Raw genomic sequence first — 17,429 nt, forward strand, 5'->3', positions numbered from 1 at the left:
GGGGGGGGGAGAGCGGCACATCTGCGCCCAGGCCCGACGGCCGTTGGATCAAGACGTGGGGTGCCATCTCTCTGTCACCTGCGTCCGGTGACATGGGGGCATCCAAGGGTCATAAGGATAAGTCGGCAGCCGAGACAGAAGCCCAAGAGCGATGTGCGCAGTATGGGGCGACCGACTGCAAAGTCCTGACAACTTACAAGAACCAGTGCGTTGCCTACGCGACCGCGCAGGAAGGACGGAAGGTAAGGACGAACACGGGAGCATCGCGCGAAAGTGCAACCCAGAATGTGCTGGCTGCGTGCAGTAAGGAGAGCATTGGGCAATGCAAGGTGCTCTATACCGACTGCACTGAGCCGCTCTTCAAGTCTTACTGAGCGAAGTGCGAGCGGGGCCTACAGGCATGAGTTGTTAGAGGTCGCATTACGGCTTGTTAGCGAATATTGACCAAACCAACATTCAGAGCGTTTGCTGTACGAGGTCGCTTTGGGCCTCGTTCTTCGTCCTGTGGTCCCTGTGCATCTTCTGTCTGCTGTTTGCTTAGGCCAAGCAGTTGTTCAAAGGTAGTTGTTCTACGGCATAGGCACCATGTTCTCGATGGTGGTTCTTGCGGCGATGGTATCTATCGCGCTGGACATGGTGATCCGCGTGTCGGCCTCGTTCTGGATGACAGCGCTTGTGAACAAGTTCCCGCTCATGGGCGCGTCCAGTGACGGTATGACCAGTCAGGCGATGCAGCAGGGCGGCATGGTATTGATCCTGACGACCTTGATTCTGACTGCGCCCCCCAATGGCGGCCATGTTCTTCCAGGGCACCTTGGGTAGCTTCATGGCATATTCGCAGATAGGTGGCAGCCCGGTGGCACAGGCGCCTGGCTGGAGCGGGCAGCCGCCGGGTAGCTACTACACGCCGGATAAGCCTTCGACGAGCAAGGGAAGTGAAGGCGCTAATGCAGTTGGTGCTCCAACAAAGATGTTCACCGGTCCTTCTAACTCCACGCCCGAGCATGATCCAGGCAGGATGGGGATTGGCAATAAACCGAGATAGAGCCAAGGTGATTGTGATGCGTGCAGCGAATGAATTCAGGGCGAAGCAACTGGTAGCAGCGTACGCCTCGATGCTGTCTTTGCTGTTGATCCTCTTCTTGGTGGATGCTCCGTCCGCTAGCGCAGAAGGTCGTTGCCCGCCCGGACAATATCCCATTGGTGGGCAGGGCGTGGGGGGGTGTGCACCGATTCCGGGCGGGGACAGTGGGGCGAATGCAACGGCGGCGCCTAGGCCAACAGGCCGCTGGTTGAAAACTTGGGGAGCTATTGCCACTGCTCCGAGCGGTGATGCCGGTGCATCAACGGGTCAGAGTTCGAAAGGCGCTGCAGAAAAAGAAGCTATTTCGCAGTGTGCCCGCGGAGGCGCTAGTGATTGCCGAGTGACGATGTCCTACAAAAACCAATGCGCTGCAATGGTTACCCCTTCGAGTCTCGAAAGAGGAGGAGCGGTGACGTGGCGGGCCGAGACGGAGGCTCTCGCCACGAAGCTTGCAATGGATGAATGCACAAAGCGGGGAAGCGCAGGGTGTAAAGTATTTTATTCCGCATGCTCTGATCCGATTTTTCAGGAGTACTAGTGGAATTTCAGTGTGAGCGAATTTTGAGGCTGGCTTGCAAGTATTCCTACTTGGCAGGTGGAGTCTGGAGCTGACGGGCGGTGCGCTTTGCTGCTAGATTTAAGTGACGTCCGTTTATTTGAGGTGGCTTAATTCAGTTGGGCTCCTCAACATGATGTCGCGAATAGCCTCCAACTTCGTCAGGCTGTACGGCTACTCCGCGTGCAATCCTATGCGTGTGTTTTTGATGGCGCGCGTATACGCTGAGCGCGAATTGAATTGGTAAGCTTGGGCTCAGTTCGTGGGAAGTGCTGATGTGATATCGGCTCATCAATGATAGCCCCGGTGATTCAAGAGACGTAGGCCGGCCTGATCTCGACTGTTGTGGCGACGAGCATGGGCATGTTCGGTCGCGACCTCCATGAATTCCTGACGGAAGACGTGAAGGGGCTGATCACGCACGTTGTGACCGGCAAGGACGAGAAGCCCGAGGCGCAGATCGACAAGAGCCTTGCCTGGATGCAGGTGGCGTTGTCCAGCATCGATGGGATCAAGATTCTCAATGATCCCGAGCTGCAGGCTGACAAGACCCGCGCGATGTGGTTCATCGGCCTGGGCACGGGTGGCCCTGCGGTGACGGCAGGTTCCATGTTGCTGCTGTATGAGGTCGCCATGGCCCTGTTCATCGGCTTGGGACCACTGTTCATTCTGTGCCTTCTGTTCGACCAGACCAAGCAGCTGTTCCAGCGATGGCTGTTCTACGGTATTGGAACCATGTTCTCCATGGCGGTACTGGCGGCGATGGTCTCGATCGCGCTGGACATGGTGATCCGCGTGTCGGCCTCGTTCTGGATGACGGCGCTTGTGAACAAGTTCCCGCTCATGGGCGCATCCAGTGACGGTATGACCAGTCAGGCGATGCAGCAGGGCGGCATGGGATTGATCCTGACGACCTTGATCCTGACTGCGCCCCCAATGGCGGCCATGTTCTTCCAGGGCACCTTGGGCAGCTTCATGGCATATTCGCAGATAGGTGGCAGCCCGGTGGCGCAGGCGCCGGGCCCGAATGGGCAGCCGCCGGGTAGTTACTACACGCCTCCGGCTCCAGAGAAGGGCGGGACACATGGTGCCACTACCAAGCAGGTTGTTGGTTCGCGAGTGACTGGCGGTAGTTCATCGCCGGGTTCGGCGGTGGTGGACTCGGGGCGTCTTGGTCTCGCAAAGAACAACGGCTGATGGGAAGTTTGAGGGTCTAACGATATGGTCTCGATACTTGGCCGCCGATGTGCGCTTATCTTCGGCGCTGCAGCTTGCATGCTATTTCTTGGCTTCCCGCCCGTTGCTGGTGCTGAAGGGCGTTGCCCGCCAGGCCAGTATCCAATCGGAGGTCAGGGTGTTGGTGGGTGTGCGCCGATCCCGGGAGGGGACGCGGGATCGGGTCAGACGGGCCCTATCCAAACAGGACGCTGGAATAAGACTTGGGGCGCGATTGCCATGGCTTCCAATGGTGACGTCGGTGTGTCAGTCGGAAAAGTGAGAAAGGCTGACGCCTCAAATGAGGCCTTGGCCAATTGTAGTCAGCACGGGGCATCGGATTGCAAGGTTACTCAGACTTACAAGAATCAATGCGTCGCGCTGGTCTCTCCCCGAACTAGCGCATTCGGCGGTTCCACGTTTGGACGCGCTGAATCTGTCTCTGCCGCGACTTCATTGGCGATGGGGCTTTGCACTAAGCGCGGCAGTGAAGGTTGTAAGGTGATCTACTCGGCATGCAGCGAACCGGAATTCCAGTCGTTCTGAGTGGTAGTCAGTGAGGCGCCGCAAGTTGCAATTGCTGGAAGAATTTAGGTTTACCTGCTCTCATGTTTCGCTTGTCAACTCAATTTGACCTGCCCCCTGCGTTAGGGCCAAGGTCTACTTCGTAGAGTCCGTGGTTGTGAGCTTATCGCCCGGGTTCGTGGTTGCAAGGGATCCATGCTCGCGGAGTAAGGCGGCGAACTCGGTGGGGGCGCTCTTGCCTAGCGAGTTGTGCGGGCGTACTTCGTTGTAATCGCGTCGCCAAGCAGAGATCGTCGCCTTGGCCCACTGGTCGAGAGCTCGTCCGGTGAACTCCGCCCCTGATCGGTCCGGATCATGGCCGGATAGCCGCGGAAGTGGCACACCGTTTCCAGGATGTCGGCCACGCCCTGCCCGTTGATGCGGCGGGCGACCGCGATCTCCACGGCCTCCTTGGTGCAGTCGTCGACCACAGTCAGACACTTGATCGGCCTGCCGTTGGCCAGGGCGTCGAACACGAAGTCCATCGACCAGTTGTGGTTCGGACCGGAAGGGGCGTGCAACGGGCAGCGTTCGACCGCGACGCGCTCGCGCTTGCGCCGTGCCTGCGCACTACCAGTCTTAGCGGAAGGACGACGTCCCCCCGGTTTTGAACGCCCGGGCACACTCCAGCGCGGTGCCCGACAGCAGGGGTGGGTAGGCATCCATTCACGTTAACCGCGCTTTTTATGTGATCAAGTGCGCTTTTCGTCCCAAGCCCCCTTCGACGAGCGCTGCCTCCTCGAAGTAAGCTGCGTGCGCGTCAAAATCCCGGCGCGCCGGTGCCATCGAACGCAGGAGCTTTTCCGTCCATGAGGACTGTGTTCCCCCGCGGTGCGGGTGACGCTTGCCACCATCGCGGTTGCCGTGGGCTCGGGGCTATCATCCGCCATGGCGGCCGCAGGACACGTGCGAGGCATCGCCCCGTTTCCGGCCTCCGCTCGGGAACTGGCAGGACGGGATTGAAGGAGTTGCAGGGGATGGAGAAGGGGAGTGGCGTACACATGGACAATGCCCTGGCGTTCGTTCCGTCCGGCGCGAACCTGCTGGAAGCCGTGCGCGGTGATCTGACGGGCAATGGTTTCCAGGACCAGCTGCTGGTGATCGACCAACCTCCTCCGGAGGGCTTGCTGCCCGGCGAGCACGGTCCCAACCGGGTGCTGTTGCTGCTGCTGGGCGACGCCACGGGTCGATGGCAGTTGGCGGCGCGCAACGACAAGCTGGTGCCGTGTTCCACCCGGGGAGGCATTGCCGGCGATCCCTTCGCGTACGTGACCATCGAGGATGGTGCGTTCAGTGTGATCACCAACGGCGGCAGTCGCGAACGCTGGAGCAGCGTCTACACGTTCCGGTATGCACCTGCCGAGCAGGCGTGCTGGGTGCATGGCGTGCAGCGCAGGGTGGTCGACACCGAGACCGAAGCCACCCATACGCGTGACTTCTCGGCCGCCGAACTTGGCCGGGTGCGGTTCGAGGATTTCGATCCGTCCGTCGTCGCCGACGTCAGCTTGCCCTGAGTGCCATGCCGGTGAGGAGGCGGGAGTACCCAACGATGATCGAGCAGGAGTTTCACCGTGTCGCAGGATAGGGAGTCGCAGCTGTTGCGGCAGGCCACGGAGGCCGGCATGACCTCGTCCCGGGAACTGGCCAACTTCATGGCGCAGGCTGGGCACGAGTCCCGTGGCCTGAGCCGGCTCAATGAAAGTTTCAACTTCACCCGGGGTATCTCGCAGATCCCGGTGGAAGCGGCGTGGCGCAATGGCAATGGTGCGCTTGAGAGCGCGCGCCAGGAGGCGCTGCGTGGGCGGCCGGAGAACCTGGCCGAACTGATGTATGGCGGGCGTATGGGCAATGACGCGCCTGGCGATGCGCTGAAGTATCACGGCCGTGGCTATCTGCCTCTGGTCGGCAAGGAGAATTACGAGCGTGCCGGCAAGGCGCTGGATCTGGACCTGGTAAATCACCCGGAACTGGCCGCGCAGCCCGAGCACGCAGGCCGCATTGCCGTGTGGCAGTGGCAGACGCGGGTGCCGGAAGCGGCGCGCGAGGACGTGCGCGAAGCGACGCGCGCGATCAATGGTGGCCTGAACGGCATCGAGGCCCGCCAGCAGCGATTCGAGGTGTGGCAGCAGAAGCTGACGCCTGATGTGATGGCGCGGCTGGAGCGGGGCGAAGTCGGGGCGCCGGCCCAGCAGGCCACCGTGCGCGACATGTCGCAGCCTGGCGCGCCGGGGCATGCCCTGTTCCAGGGCGCCCGCCACCATCTGCAGCAGATGGGACCACAAAGCGGTCTGCGCAGCGTGCAGGAACTGGACAATGCTGCCGGCGCACTGGCGCTGAGCGCGCAGAAGGCGGGGATGTCGCGCATCGATCATCTCCTGGCTGGCAACGACGGCCGCACGTTGTTTGCCGTGCAGGGCGCGCTGGGTGACCCGGCCATGCTGCGCGCTTCGGTCGAGCGCGAACAGGCGGCGCAGCAGCCGCTGGCGCAGAGCAGCCAGCAGTTGGCCGCCAGTGTCGCCCAGCAGGACCCCGCGGCCGCGCTCGCCCGCGAGCAGGAGCAGCGCTCTCGATCCCTGTAGCACCTGATGCCGGCGGGCAGAGTGCCCGCAGGCGCTTTACGTACGACGCGTGGCGCCCTGTGGCGCCGACATGGAAACCCACTCGTAAGGACACCACATGCGAATCGTTCCCTCGAATACCCGGCACGCCGCTGCCCGCTGCACTGCATCCGTGCGCTGCCTGCCGCCGCTCTGGCTGTTGTCACTTGGACTTGTCGCGGGCGCGGCACAGGCTCAGGAGGCAGCGGCACCTGTGGTGGAGACGCCCCCCGCTGCCGAGGCTACCGTTGAGGCGCCTGCAGAGGCGGCGCCCGTTGCCGCGCCCGCGGCGGCCGACGCCGTTGTCGTGGCGCCGACGCCCGAGGTGTCGGCTGCCGTGATACCCCCTGCGGCACCCGTGGTGGACGCGCAGCCGGTGCCGGCTGCGGACCCGGCGCCGGCGCCCGTTGCGCCCGCAGCGGCGGCGCCTGTGGCTGCACCGCCTGCCGTCGTCGAGCCAACCGTTCCGGCGGTAGCACCCGCTCCGCCCGCATTGGCCATCGTGCCGTTGCCGCCCGAGCAGGCGACCGAGCGGGCGCTCGGTGCTCGCTGCCCGGTGGATCTGGCCGGGCGACTGGCGACCCAGGGCGACCTGCTGATTGGCGCCTGCCAGGGCACGATGCCGGCGCATCTGGCCGCGTTGCTGGTCGCGCTGCCCGTGCAGGATATCCACCTGCCGCGCAGCTGGCGCGAGCGTGAGGTGCGGCAGAAGGCCTGGTTCAAGGCTGTGCCGGGCTACGGCCAGCGCCCGGACTTCATCGTGCGGATGGGCGACATCTGGGTGCGTTCGCTGGAAGGGCGCGACGCCGACAGCACGTTCTATCTGGTGTCGGCGCCGTTCACCTGCAGCGACCAGGTTGCCAACCGGGATGAGTACGGCGCGGAGCCGGTCCGCGTACCCGCAGGTGATTGCCGCGAGGCTTATGTGGCCCAGCGTCTGTACCAGGTCCGCGGCGATGCGGCGCCGCGGGATGTGACCGCTGATGCCATGCCGATCATGCCGCAGCAGACGGAAGCGGATCGTGCGCGGCAGCTGTCGCGTGAGGGACGGATCAGCCTGGACCACAGCAAATTGCAGTATGGCCCGGCGATGCGCTGGTTCGTGCAGTACCCGGAGACAGTGCAGAAGGGCGGTCCGCGCGCCTACAGCGACTGGAACCGTGAGCACATCGCGTTCGTGGTCTGGACCGGTGATCGCTTCGAACTGCGCGACAAAGTCGCGCGGGCGCAGTGGCCCTGTGACCCGGTGGCACCCGGTGATCGCGCCTGTGGCGGATTCCCGGATTCCGGGCCCGATCTGTTCGTGACGGCCGGAGCATCCGTGCCACTGGCAGCATCCAGCCCCTGAGCCTGAGTCTCGAAGTGATGCGGGAGCCGGGCTGACCGGCTCCCGCGCTGCATCAGGCCTGCAGGCTGCGGGTCTGATGCTGCTGCTGTTCCAGCTGTTGGTCGCGCTCCAGCGCAAGCCGCTGGCCTGCGGCCTGCTGGTCGATGCGCTGGCTGCTCTGTTCCAGTGGGGTGTTCATCGCCACTGCCGTATCCACCGACACGCGAAGGTGGGCGGGATCGCCGCCCTGGCCCTGCACGGCGAAGCTGCGCGAGGCATCGGCATTCATGACCACTTCGTCGATGCGCTTGCCGCCCGCCGCGTGCATTTCGGCGGCCAGGCTGCCGGCCAGTTGCGTGCTCATTACGTCCGGTACCCGGCCGACGCGGACGTCCTGCGCGTGCACGCCACGGATCGCGTCGTTGAACAGCGGGTTGCCCACATGGTTGGCATCGTCCATGCGCAGCATGCTGGTGTGATGGCCGTTCTTCTCCGCTTCGCGGCGTGCCGGTTCACCGGGCTGCAACGGGCCGCGGATGTGGTCGTACAGATCGACGGCGCCGCCCGGAATGCCCCGCACCGCGCGGGTGACACCACGGCGCAGTGATTCAACGTCGTCGCGGTACTCCTCGATCATCCTGGCGTTGTCCTTTGCCAGCTTCTGCGTTTCCGGGTGCTGCAGCACCGAGCCGTCACCGAGGAAGTTGCCCAGCTTGTGCGCGCCGAACGAGCTGCCTGCGGCGATGATCGGCCGGTCGGGGATAAGGGCGCGCAACGAGTGATTGCTGAAACCGTTCGCGGCGAGCGTGCTGATTTCATTCGGCCTGGCGTAGATGCGTACCTGGCCGAAGTGCGGCGACGCCGCGCTGACCGGATCGGAGGCCATGACATGGTTGATCATGGTGTTGCCGCCTTCCGGGATGCGGTAGCTGAGGCTGACCGCGCCATAGGCGTTGAAGGTTTCGCCCTTGACGTTGAAATGGTGCGAGGTGATCTGGGCCAGAGCGCCGCCGAGGGAGTGGCCGGTGACGGTGACCTCAGGAGCACGGCCTCCAAAGGCGGCGTCCTGCTTCGCGTAATCCAGTGCACTCTTGGTCAAAGCAATGGCATCGGGCGCTTGCACATTGGTGCGGGCGACGACCATGCCGCCGTCGGTCAGGATGGCATCACGAGCTATCTGCTCGGTGCCGCGATGAGCGACCACGATCTCGTTGGTGTCGGCTCGCTGATAAACCGTGCCTTGGTAACCATTGAGCCGATTATTGACGTGATCGAGAATCTTGTATTCATGCCCGTTGATCGTGACGAGCTCTTCTTCCCCCGGACGCCTCCGGCCGACAGCGCGATCCTTGTAGGCATCGTCGGAAAGCGCCGCATAATCCTGCGTGCTGATGGTCATGGGGTAACCTCGCTGGCGCTGAGACTCATCGTGAACAACTTGCCCTGAAGTTCAGCAACGTAGTCAGCCGGGTCAGCCTTGCCGGTGGCCGGATAGTTGGCAGCAAGTGGTGCCCGCGGATAGGCTGCGTCCGGATAGTAAAGCGTGTGGGTCTTGCCTTCAGTCAGCGGTTCGGCCTTGACGAAAGTCAGGAAGCGGGTCTCTTCTTCAGCGCCCGTCGCCTTCAACATCGCCCCAGCGCCAGTGAACTCCCACCTGCACACGCCGCGGCCGTAGTAGTCTTCATCCAGCATGCGGTCCACATACAGCGTGCCGCGGTACTCGCCATCAGCGACCTTGCGCAGTTCCACCGGTTCCTGGCTGGTAATCCGTGCAGCCGTGCCGGTGGCCGGCTCGATATAGCCACACTGGTCTTCGTTGGTGACGTCGTACTGCGCGACGGCTTCGACCACCGCGAAATCACCGGGGGCGTCCTTCAGGCGCAGCACCAGTTCATAGGCCTTGCGCGGGCTGGGGTTGAGCTTGGCGAGGCCGCGCCCACCCTGGGCGACATCGGCTTCAGCAGCGGCACGTTCCTGGTTCATGGCGGTCTCCGGATGGCAGGCGGTCAACAGAAGCAGAGCAAGGCACGGAATCATCTTGTGGCGCAATGTCGGCCTCCTTGGGGATAGGGGTGAATGAGGCACTGGCAGCTCATGGCGTGAGCTTCTGCACAGTGGTGGTGGTTGAGAACAGCGCGTCGCGCAGATCTTCGCTGTACCCCGACGGAGCTTCCTCGCCACTGGCACCAAAATTGGCGACAGTGTCGGCGCGCGGATAGACAAGGTTCGGGTAATAAAGCGTCAGAGGCGAGTCGTTCTCCATGCGCTTCTTGTCGACGAACGTCAGGAATCGCGTATCCGCCTTGCTGGTCGTGGCGCGCAACATCGCACCGACGCCCGTCAGCGTCCAAACGCAGGCGCCGCGCCCGTAGTAGTCCTCATCCAGCATGCGGTCCAGGTAGAACGTACCGCGGTACTCGTTCTCGCTGACCTTGTGCAGGGTGACGGGCTCCTGGCTGGTAATACGGCTGGCGGTACCGGTCGCCCTCAGGACCCGGCCGCAGTCCTTGTGGTTGCTGACGTCGTACTGGGCAACGCCCTCGACGACCGCGAAGGGACCAGGGGCATCCTTCAGTGTCAGTACCAGCTCGTAGCCCTGCTGCGGTGACGGGTTGAGCTTGGCCAGGCCGCGTCCACCTGCGGCAACGTCACGCTCTGCGTCCGCGTAGGGCGAGCAGGCCGTCAGTGCCAGCAAGAGGCCCATCGGTACCAGATGGCGTCCCTTGCGTGTCGGCATGGCTACATCCATGGCGGCATCCTGCATCGTGCGTCCGTGTCCATATATCCTTCCTTGGTGACAGGTTTATCGATTATGGAGTGTTCTGGAAACCTGACGCCAGCGACGGCAGGGCGTCTGCGACGGAATTTTGACGCATTCAGCGTTCGGTGGTGTCGCCGAATCGATTGCGGCACGGGCGATTCGAGGTTCGCGGGGCGATTGCGCCTCGCGCTCGACATTCCGCCGCCAATTTGTGACAAAGGTCGCAAATTCACCCAATGCTCACGCAAGCGAACATTACGCCATGAACTACACCATCCGTGCCGAAGCCATTGATGATCATGCCACCCTCCGTGCGCTCACCGAGGCCGCATTCCGGGATGCTGCGCACAGCAGCCATACCGAGCAGTTCATCGTCGACGCCCTGCGCGCCCGCGGGCAGCTGAGCGTTTCGCTGGTGGCCGAGATGGACGGGAAGGTGATCGGTCATGTGGCGGTGTCGCCGGTGACGATCAGCGATGGCAGCACGGGCTGGTTCGGCCTGGGGCCGATCTCGGTTTTACCCGCGTGGCAGGGGCAGGGCATCGGTGCGGCCCTGATGCACGCCGCACTTGAAGCACTGCGTCAGCAGGGTGCACATGGCTGTGTATTGCTGGGCGAGCCGGCCTATTACGGTCGCTTCGGCTTCCGTGCCGAGCCGGGCCTGGTCCTGCCGGGTGTGCCTGCAGAGTACTTCCAGGCACTTTGCCTGCAGCCTCCGCTGGCACAGGGCGAGGTGCAGTACTCTCCGGCCTTCGAGGCGACGGCCTGATCCGGGCCTGGCACGTTCCGGCTCAGGGCGCCCGCCAGACGGTCGGTTCGGGTTGCGGCTTCGGAATGCGTTAGCCGCCGATGTGTTCAAGCAGTTCGTTGGTACGGCGCTGCTCGACCAGTACCTCACGCAGTAGGTTACGCACGGCGAAGATGGCGAACGGCACCAGGATCCAGACCAGGCTGATGCCCAGCGCAAACAGGGTCAGCAGGGCTTTTGCACCATCCATGCACGGCGTTCCTTGGTCGAAAGCAGCCACGCTAGCACGTGGCCGCTGCCGACGGATGTCAGCCGTTATGCCGAAGATGGATGAGCGGATACGGGCGGCCCTGCGAATCCAGCGGTGAACGTCCGGTTTCGACGAAGCCCATGCGCAGGTAGAAGCCGACGGCCTGTGCGTTCTGTTCGTTGACGTCAGTGCTCAGCTGCGGATGCTGGGCAAGTGCATGTTGCAGCAGTTGCCGGCCGATCCCGGTGCCACGTACCTCGGGATCGATGAACAGCGCTTCCATGTGCGTGCCGTCGATCAGCATGAAGCCCAGCGGCCGATCCTGTGCATCGACAGCAACGGTCATCGGCGCCTGCGGCAGGAAACCGGCCACTTCGGCATCGATGGCCTGGCGGTCTTCGGCACTGAGGAAGTCGTGGGTGGCGTCGACGGCGCGACGCCAGAGGTCGACAAGGGCGGCGCCGTCGTCGGCGCGAGAGGGGCGCAGGGTGGTCATGGGTTCACCAAGGTGCTTCGGAAGAGTGCGAAGTATGAGGCTTTCCGGTAGCGCATGCAGGCGAAGATTCATCCCGCGTCGCGGTGGCGGATGAAGGGGCTGTGCGCGATCGCGTCCGCGCGCAGCACCACCCCATCCTCGAAGTCATCGCTGTCGTTGAAGGGCACGATTGGCCACTGCCGCCAGTGCGTCAGTCGCTCGCGGTAGGAGAGGGTGGCTGCAACCAGTGCTTCGTCGTGGGCCTGCACGCGTTCCGCTGCAAGCCCGGAACGCACGCCATGCACCACGCATGGCTCCATCACCTCGAAGCCGACGTAGCGCAGGCTGTACATCAACGGCCACAGCAGCAATCGGGTGTCGCCTTCGCGGCCGTCCACCGCGCATGCCCGTGCCGATGAACCGGTGGTGACGCTCAGCAATGCACGCTTGCCCTGCATCACGCCATGTTCGTGGCGCTGACGGCTGTTGTACATCGGCCCATATACCAGCACGCGGTCCAGCCAGCCCTTGAGGATGGCTGGCGCCGCGAACCACCACAGCGGGAACTGCAGGATCACCAGGTCTGCGACCCGCAGCAGGTGCAGGTGACGTCGCACATCGGCGGGTAACTGCTCCAGTTCGGCGCTGTGGCGTTGTTCGCGCTGGGCATCGAAGCGCTCGGGCTGCAGGCGCCTTGAATGATGATGGGCCGCTTCCAGTGGATCGAAGCCTTCCGCATACAGGTCGACCACGTCCACCTGCAGGGCGTCATGGCGCAGCTGTTCGGCGGCCTGCGCGGCCAGGTAGGCGTTGAACGAGCGGGGTTCGGGATGGGCAAGCAGGATCAGGGCGCGCATGGGGCGAGGTGTTGGTGGAGTGTGCGACCATCCTCGCGATGCCGGAGTGCCCCGGCAATTACGCACCTTGAGGTAACCATGGCCTGTCCGGGCGATGTCTATGCCGCCGATTGTTCGGCACGTGATGCGCTGGCGCTGATCTCCGGCAAGTGGGTGATGCTGCTGTTGCCGGCACTGGCGCAGGGGCCGCTGCGCAATGGCGCGCTGCTGCGGAAGATCGAAGGCATCTCGCAGAAGGTGTTGACCCAGACCCTGCGGCAGCTGGAGCGCAATGGCCTGGTCGAGCGGTGTGAGCTGGGCAAAAAGCCACTGCATGTGGAGTACCGGCTGACCGAAGTCGCGCGTGGCCTGGTTGACACGCTGTCCGCTCTGGACCGTTGGGCCGAGCACAACTTCCCGGCACTGGACGCCGCCCGCGAGCGCTTCGACGCACGCTAGCGCCGCCTGCACGGCCGCGGGCGTACAATGCGGCCCCGGCGGCCATCCTGGCCCTGCACACACGCGAGAACCGCCATGACCGATGCCCTGGGTGTACCGGTGCACGACGCCGATGAACACTGGATGCGCCATGCGCTGGCGCTGGCCGAGCGTGCGCAGCGCGAGTACGACGAGATCCCCGTTGGTGCGGTACTGGTGGGCGCCGATGGCCAGCTGCTGGGCGAGGGCTGGAACCTCAACATCGCCTCGCACGATCCCAGTGCGCATGCCGAGATCGTGGCCATGCGCGCCGGCGGCACGCGGCTGGCCAATCATCGGCTGCTCGGCAGCACCCTGTACGTGACCCTCGAACCCTGCGCGATGTGCGCGATGGCGATTGTGCATGCACGCGTTGCTCGCTTGGTCTACGGCGCCAGCGACCCCAAGACCGGTGCCTGCGGCAGCGTGTTCGATCTGCTCGGCGATGCCCGCCACAACCACCGGGTGGAGATCCACGGTGGGGTGCTGGCCAAGGAGGCCAGCATGCGCCTGACCAATTATTTCCGCGCCAAGCGCGGCAAACCGCCGCTGCTGCTGGAAGACCACGCCGGCGAGGGCTGAGGGGCGAACGGGTATGATGGGCGCCTCTTTCCTTCACCGGTAGGCCGCGCGCCTGCCCAGCAACGAGGCGACACATGGCGGACAACGGCGCGGCCAACGAGCGACTGATCTGGATCGACCTGGAAATGACCGGGTTGGATACCGACAACGATTCGATCATCGAGATCGCCACCGTGGTCACCGATGCCCAGCTGAACGTGCTGGCCGAAGGGCCGGAATTCGCCATCCACCATCCGCTGGAAACGCTGGAAGCGATGGATGAGTGGAACCGCAACCAGCACCGTCGTTCGGGCCTGTGGCAGCGCGTGGTGGACAGCACCACCACCCTGGGCCAGGCCGAGGCGCAGACGGTGAACTTCCTGGCGCAGTGGATCCCGGCCGGCCTTTCGCCGATGTGCGGCAACTCGATCTGCCAGGATCGCCGCTTCCTGCACCGCCAGATGCCGAGGCTGGAGAAGTACTTCCACTACCGCAACCTGGACGTGTCCACGGTGAAGGAACTGGCCAAGCGCTGGGCGCCGAGCGTGGCCGCCGGCTTCGGCAAGAACAGCAACCATACCGCGCTGAGCGATGTACACGATTCAATCGCCGAGCTGCGCCACTACCGCCAGTTCATGGGCGCGCTGTCGGGCCTGCCGGCTGCCTGAACGACGCCGTCGGGCATGGCCCGGCGCTACCGGGTGACACGCCAACGGGTAGTGCCGGCCGCTGACCGGCAAGGCGCCGGATCCGCCCCTTCTGGCGTGACCCGCGACGAACCGTTCAACTTCCGGGCGCTAAGATCGGCGCCATGAACGAGCCCATCCTGCTCCCCCGCGACATCGCCCATGACGCACGCGACTGGTCCGACCTGCAGCGCGCGGTGGCCCTGCTGGAAGCGCCGACCCTGACCGCGCGGATGGCCAACCTGGTCGGTACGCCGCTGGAGTTCGCGGTGAAGGCGCTGCCCAGCTCGGTCTCCAACCGCATCCACGGTGCGGTGCAGGCGGCGCTGTCCAAGTCGGCGCAGGCAGCCCTGTGGAGCATGGACAACTCGCCCGGCAAGGGAGCGTCGACCCGCTGGCACAAATTGGCGGCAGCCACCTCCGGTGCGGTCGGCGGCGCCTTCGGCTTTGCCGCCTTGCTCATCGAGTTGCCGGTGTCGACCACGATCATGATGCGTGCGGTGGCCGACGTCGCCCGCAGCGAGGGGTTTGACCTGTCCGAGTTCAGCACCCGCCAGGCGTGCCTGGAGGTGTTCGCGCTGGGCGGCAACTCGCCGAGTGATGACGCCAGCGAGACGGGCTATTACCTGGCCCGCGGCTTCACCACCGATGTGATGCGCCACCTGTCGGCCGAGCTGGCCGGGCGGGTGGTGACCGGCCGCGACCTGACGCTGGGCGTGGCGCCGAAGGAAGCCGGCAAGCTGCTGGCGAAGATGGTGGAGAAGGTGGCGGCGCGCTTTGGCGTGGTCGTTACCGAGAAGTTCGCCGCGCAGGCGGTGCCGGTCGTTGGTGCCGCCGCGGGTGCAGCGCTGAACACCATGTTCACCGACTACTACCAGGACATGGCGCGAGGTCACTTCATCGTGCGCCGGCTGGAGTTGAAGTACGGGGAAGATGTGGTGCGCACCTGCTATGACCGCGTGGCACACGGTGCGGTAAAGATCGAGCCAAGGGTGGAGTAGATACACGCTGTGCGTGGATGAGCCCTCGTACCGGGTGATCCTTGCCGTGGGGGAACAACTGTTTTGCCAGTGCGTGCCTGTTGCCTGGCGGGCGCCATCCCCATTCTTGGTGGCACTCCTCCCGCAAGAGATCGCCGCCATGTTGTTCACTCCTCATCATCTGGGCGCACTGACGCTGCCCAACCGCATCGTGATGCCGCCGATGACCCGCTCGCGCTCGTCGGCCGGCAACGTGCCCACTGCCGAAATGGCCACGTATTACGCGCAGCGCGCCAGCGCCGGCCTGATCGTCAGCGAAGGCACCCAGATCAGCCCTCAAGGCCAGGGCTATGCCTGGACCCCGGGCATCCATAGCCCGGACCAGGTGAAGGGCTGGCGCCGGGTGACCGATGCCGTGCACGCTGCCGGCGGTCGCATCTACGCCCAGCTGTGGCATGTCGGCCGGGTCTCGCACGTGGCGCTGCAGCCGGGCGGCGCCGCGCCGGTGTCGTCGTCGGCGTTGTTGGCGGAAGGCGTGAAGGTGTTCGTCGACCCGACCGGGGCAGGCCCCGAAGCCGGGGTAGGCGAAATGATCCAGCATTCGATGCCGCGCGCGCTGCGCGAAGACGAGATTCCGGGGATCGTCGCCGACTACGCCCAGGCCGCGCGCAACGCGCTGGACGCAGGCTTCGATGGCGTGGAGTTGCACGGTGCCAATGGCTACCTGATCAACCAGTTCATCGACTCGCAGGCCAACCAGCGCACCGACGGCTATGGCGGCGCGTTGCAGAACCGCCTGCGTTTCCTGCGCGAGGTGGTGCAGGCGGTGGTTGCGGTGGTCGGTGGTGACCGCGTCGGCGTGCGCCTGGCGCCACTGACCACCTTGCAGGGCGCGGTAGACGATACGCCGCAGGCGACCTATCTGGCCGCCGCGCATCTGCTGGGCGAGCTCGGCGTCGGTTACCTGCACATCGCCGAGGCCGACTGGGACGACGCACCGCTGATGCCGGTGGCGTTCAAGCAGGCGCTGCGCATGGTCTACCCGGGTACGCTGATCTACGCCGGCAAGTACACCGCCGAGCGTGCCGAGCAGGCACTGGCCGAAGGCTGGGCCGACCTGATTGGCTTCGGCCGGCCGTTCATCGCCAACCCGGATCTGCCTGAGCGCCTGCGCCTGGGTGCGGAACTGAATCCGCCGGATCGTGCGACGTTCTTCGGTGGCGGGGCGGTCGGCTTCACCGATTACCCGACGCTGGAAGAGAGCGTCGCGGCCTGATCCTGAAGGCTGCCGGCCGCTGGCCGGCATTTCAATGTCGTATCGCCGATGGGTGGGTGCCGACCGTTGGTCGGCACTGCCGGCATGGATCAGGGCTTGTCGCGCACCAGCGCGTCCGCCTCGACCACACCGCCATCCTTTCCATGCAGGTACAGGTGCATGTCCTGCTGCGGGTACGGGATGTTGATGCCGGCCTTGTCAAAGCCCAGCTTGAGCTGCTCCAGCAGCGTGACCTTGGTGCCGAACCAGTCGGCCGACTTCACGTAGCAGCGGATGCCGAGGTTGATCGCGTGCGCCCCCAACTCGTACACCACCACGTCCGGTGCCGGCGTCTGCAGCACGCGCGGGTCCGCCTTCATCAGCGCCAGCGCGGTGTCGCGTGCCAGCTGGATGTTGTCCTCGTAGCCGATGCCGATCACCAGTTCGACGCGGCGGGTCGGCTCGGCGGTCAGGTTGATGATCGGTGCGGCGGTGATCAGCGTGTTCGGAATGGTGGTGTGCTGGTTGTCGGCACCGGTGATGACGGTCTGGAAAATGCGCACTTCGCGCACCGTGCCGGTCTGTCCGGCAACGGTGACCACGTCGCCGACGCGGAACGGCCGCAGTGTCACCAGCATCACGCCCGAGGCGATGTTGGACAGCGAATCCTTCAGGGCAAGGCCAACGGCCAGGCCGGCGGTGCCGAGCACGGCCAGCAGCGGCGTGATCTGCACGCCCAACGTGCCGATGGCCAGCACCACCACGATCACCAGCGACGCGGCGTACACCACGTTGCGCAGGAAACTGCCCAGCATCGGGTCCACGCCCATGCGCGCTGTGGCGCGCGGCATCGCGTTGGACAGGCGACGCGCCACCCACAGGCCCACCAGCAGCACCACGATGGCGGCCAGTAACGGCACACCGTAGGTTTCCAGCAGGCGCTCCCAGTTGAGCGAGTGGAACCAGGGCGTTGCGGCGGGGGCGGGAGGTGCGGCGGCGATCATGCGGAAGTCCTTTGCTGCGTAGCGATGTCTGCGTGGGGCAGGGCGTGCGTGGA

The 17,429-nt window shown here is 64.6% G+C and carries 20 protein-coding genes and 2 pseudogenes; 14 read left to right on the forward strand and 8 right to left on the reverse strand.

Translation table 11 applies throughout. The annotated features are described in order from the left end of the window. The first annotated feature begins 65 nt into the window (after window positions 1-65). The 5 genes and pseudogenes from AB839_RS08745 (at window position 66) to AB839_RS22030 (ending at window position 3,401) form a co-directional block, all read left to right on the forward strand. Window positions 66-374, forward strand: coding sequence for a DUF4189 domain-containing protein (locus AB839_RS08745; protein ID WP_275045200.1), 309 nt, complete (start codon window positions 66-68; stop codon window positions 372-374). A gap of 211 nt (window positions 375-585) precedes the next feature. Next, entirely contained in the window at window positions 586-822 is a 237-nt protein-coding gene (locus AB839_RS21885; RefSeq protein ID WP_241776757.1) for a hypothetical protein, read from the forward strand. 293 nt (window positions 823-1,115) lie between these two features. Continuing rightward, the gene (locus AB839_RS21075; protein ID WP_082783318.1) at window positions 1,116-1,622 is read left to right on the forward strand and encodes a DUF4189 domain-containing protein; all 507 of its coding nucleotides are present in this window, start codon (window positions 1,116-1,118) and stop codon (window positions 1,620-1,622) included. 342 nt (window positions 1,623-1,964) lie between these two features. Continuing rightward, window positions 1,965-2,837, forward strand: a pseudogene (locus AB839_RS08755) (type IV secretion system protein); the annotation flags it as partial. A gap of 78 nt (window positions 2,838-2,915) precedes the next feature. Beyond that, window positions 2,916-3,401 carry a DUF4189 domain-containing protein gene (locus AB839_RS22030; RefSeq protein ID WP_082783319.1) on the forward strand — a complete coding sequence of 162 codons (486 nt, stop codon included), beginning with the start codon at window positions 2,916-2,918 and terminating at the stop codon, window positions 3,399-3,401. 114 nt (window positions 3,402-3,515) lie between these two features. On the opposite strand, the pseudogene AB839_RS21085 reads toward AB839_RS22030, so the two are convergent. Next, window positions 3,516-3,985 (reverse strand): annotated as a pseudogene (locus AB839_RS21085) (DDE-type integrase/transposase/recombinase); the annotation flags it as partial. A gap of 411 nt (window positions 3,986-4,396) precedes the next feature. Between AB839_RS21085 and AB839_RS08765 the strand changes: the two are divergent. From AB839_RS08765 to AB839_RS08775, 3 genes are all read left to right on the forward strand, one after another. Then, complete coding sequence (locus AB839_RS08765; protein ID WP_032954278.1) at window positions 4,397-4,933, forward strand: hypothetical protein; 537 nt, start codon at window positions 4,397-4,399, stop codon at window positions 4,931-4,933. Window positions 4,934-4,990: 57 nt separating this feature from the next. Then, on the forward strand, window positions 4,991-5,998 hold the full coding sequence (locus tag AB839_RS08770; RefSeq protein ID WP_005417198.1) for an XVIPCD domain-containing protein: 1,008 nt from the start codon (window positions 4,991-4,993) through the stop codon (window positions 5,996-5,998). A 151-nt stretch (window positions 5,999-6,149) separates the two neighbouring features. After that, window positions 6,150-7,364: a hypothetical protein gene (locus AB839_RS08775; RefSeq protein ID WP_241776758.1), complete on the forward strand. Its 1,215-nt coding sequence runs from the start codon at window positions 6,150-6,152 to the stop codon at window positions 7,362-7,364. A gap of 52 nt (window positions 7,365-7,416) precedes the next feature. Here AB839_RS08775 and AB839_RS08780 read toward each other — a convergent pair whose 3' ends face one another. From AB839_RS08780 to AB839_RS08790, 3 genes are read right to left on the reverse strand one after another with little or no spacing between them, the layout of a single operon-like run. After that, on the reverse strand, window positions 7,417-8,742 hold the full coding sequence (locus AB839_RS08780) for an XVIPCD domain-containing protein (protein WP_061479050.1): 1,326 nt from the start codon (window positions 8,740-8,742) through the stop codon (window positions 7,417-7,419). Continuing rightward, the gene (locus tag AB839_RS08785; protein WP_061479051.1) at window positions 8,739-9,392 is read right to left on the reverse strand and encodes a hypothetical protein; all 654 of its coding nucleotides are present in this window, start codon (window positions 9,390-9,392) and stop codon (window positions 8,739-8,741) included. Before AB839_RS08785 ends, AB839_RS08780 begins: the two co-directional genes overlap by 4 nt. A 43-nt stretch (window positions 9,393-9,435) precedes the next feature. Continuing rightward, window positions 9,436-10,107, reverse strand: coding sequence for a hypothetical protein (locus AB839_RS08790; RefSeq protein WP_082783315.1), 672 nt, complete (start codon window positions 10,105-10,107; stop codon window positions 9,436-9,438). A 259-nt stretch (window positions 10,108-10,366) separates the two neighbouring features. Between AB839_RS08790 and AB839_RS08795 the strand changes: the two genes are divergently transcribed. After that, complete coding sequence (locus AB839_RS08795) at window positions 10,367-10,873, forward strand: N-acetyltransferase (protein WP_010484888.1); 507 nt, start codon at window positions 10,367-10,369, stop codon at window positions 10,871-10,873. A gap of 70 nt (window positions 10,874-10,943) precedes the next feature. Here AB839_RS08795 and AB839_RS21710 read toward each other — a convergent pair whose 3' ends face one another. From AB839_RS21710 to AB839_RS08805, 3 genes are all read right to left on the reverse strand, one after another. Continuing rightward, the gene (locus tag AB839_RS21710; RefSeq protein ID WP_197467675.1) at window positions 10,944-11,102 is read right to left on the reverse strand and encodes a hypothetical protein; all 159 of its coding nucleotides are present in this window, start codon (window positions 11,100-11,102) and stop codon (window positions 10,944-10,946) included. A 58-nt stretch (window positions 11,103-11,160) separates the two neighbouring features. Next, entirely contained in the window at window positions 11,161-11,598 is a 438-nt protein-coding gene (locus AB839_RS08800) for an acetyltransferase (RefSeq protein ID WP_061479052.1), read from the reverse strand. 68 nt (window positions 11,599-11,666) lie between these two features. Continuing rightward, window positions 11,667-12,434, reverse strand: a complete 768-nt coding sequence (locus tag AB839_RS08805; RefSeq protein ID WP_061479053.1) for an NAD(P)H-dependent oxidoreductase — start codon at window positions 12,432-12,434, stop codon at window positions 11,667-11,669. Window positions 12,435-12,512: 78 nt separating this feature from the next. Here AB839_RS08805 and AB839_RS08810 point away from each other — a divergent pair, with 78 nt between their 5' ends. The 5 genes from AB839_RS08810 to AB839_RS08830 all read left to right on the forward strand — a co-directional run bounded on the left by AB839_RS08810 (window position 12,513) and on the right by AB839_RS08830 (window position 16,393). Further along, complete coding sequence (locus AB839_RS08810; RefSeq protein WP_061479054.1) at window positions 12,513-12,872, forward strand: helix-turn-helix domain-containing protein; 360 nt, start codon at window positions 12,513-12,515, stop codon at window positions 12,870-12,872. Window positions 12,873-12,947: 75 nt separating this feature from the next. Continuing rightward, on the forward strand, window positions 12,948-13,472 hold the full coding sequence (gene tadA / locus AB839_RS08815) for a tRNA adenosine(34) deaminase TadA (RefSeq protein ID WP_058981408.1): 525 nt from the start codon (window positions 12,948-12,950) through the stop codon (window positions 13,470-13,472). Window positions 13,473-13,546: 74 nt separating this feature from the next. Then, window positions 13,547-14,119, forward strand: coding sequence for an oligoribonuclease (gene orn, locus AB839_RS08820; RefSeq protein ID WP_061479055.1), 573 nt, complete (start codon window positions 13,547-13,549; stop codon window positions 14,117-14,119). Between the two features lie 143 nt (window positions 14,120-14,262). Beyond that, window positions 14,263-15,138: an EcsC family protein gene (locus AB839_RS08825; RefSeq protein ID WP_061479056.1), complete on the forward strand. Its 876-nt coding sequence runs from the start codon at window positions 14,263-14,265 to the stop codon at window positions 15,136-15,138. 139 nt (window positions 15,139-15,277) lie between these two features. After that, window positions 15,278-16,393, forward strand: coding sequence for an alkene reductase (locus AB839_RS08830; RefSeq protein ID WP_061479057.1), 1,116 nt, complete (start codon window positions 15,278-15,280; stop codon window positions 16,391-16,393). A gap of 89 nt (window positions 16,394-16,482) precedes the next feature. Here the strand turns inward: AB839_RS08830 and AB839_RS08835 are convergent, their stop codons facing one another. Beyond that, window positions 16,483-17,376, reverse strand: a complete 894-nt coding sequence (locus AB839_RS08835; RefSeq protein WP_049435556.1) for a mechanosensitive ion channel domain-containing protein — start codon at window positions 17,374-17,376, stop codon at window positions 16,483-16,485. Between the last annotated feature and the right edge of the window lie 53 nt (window positions 17,377-17,429).

This window comes from Stenotrophomonas sp. DDT-1 (assembly GCF_001580555.1).
In the GTDB taxonomy this organism is placed as follows: Bacteria; Pseudomonadota; Gammaproteobacteria; order Xanthomonadales; family Xanthomonadaceae; genus Stenotrophomonas; species Stenotrophomonas sepilia.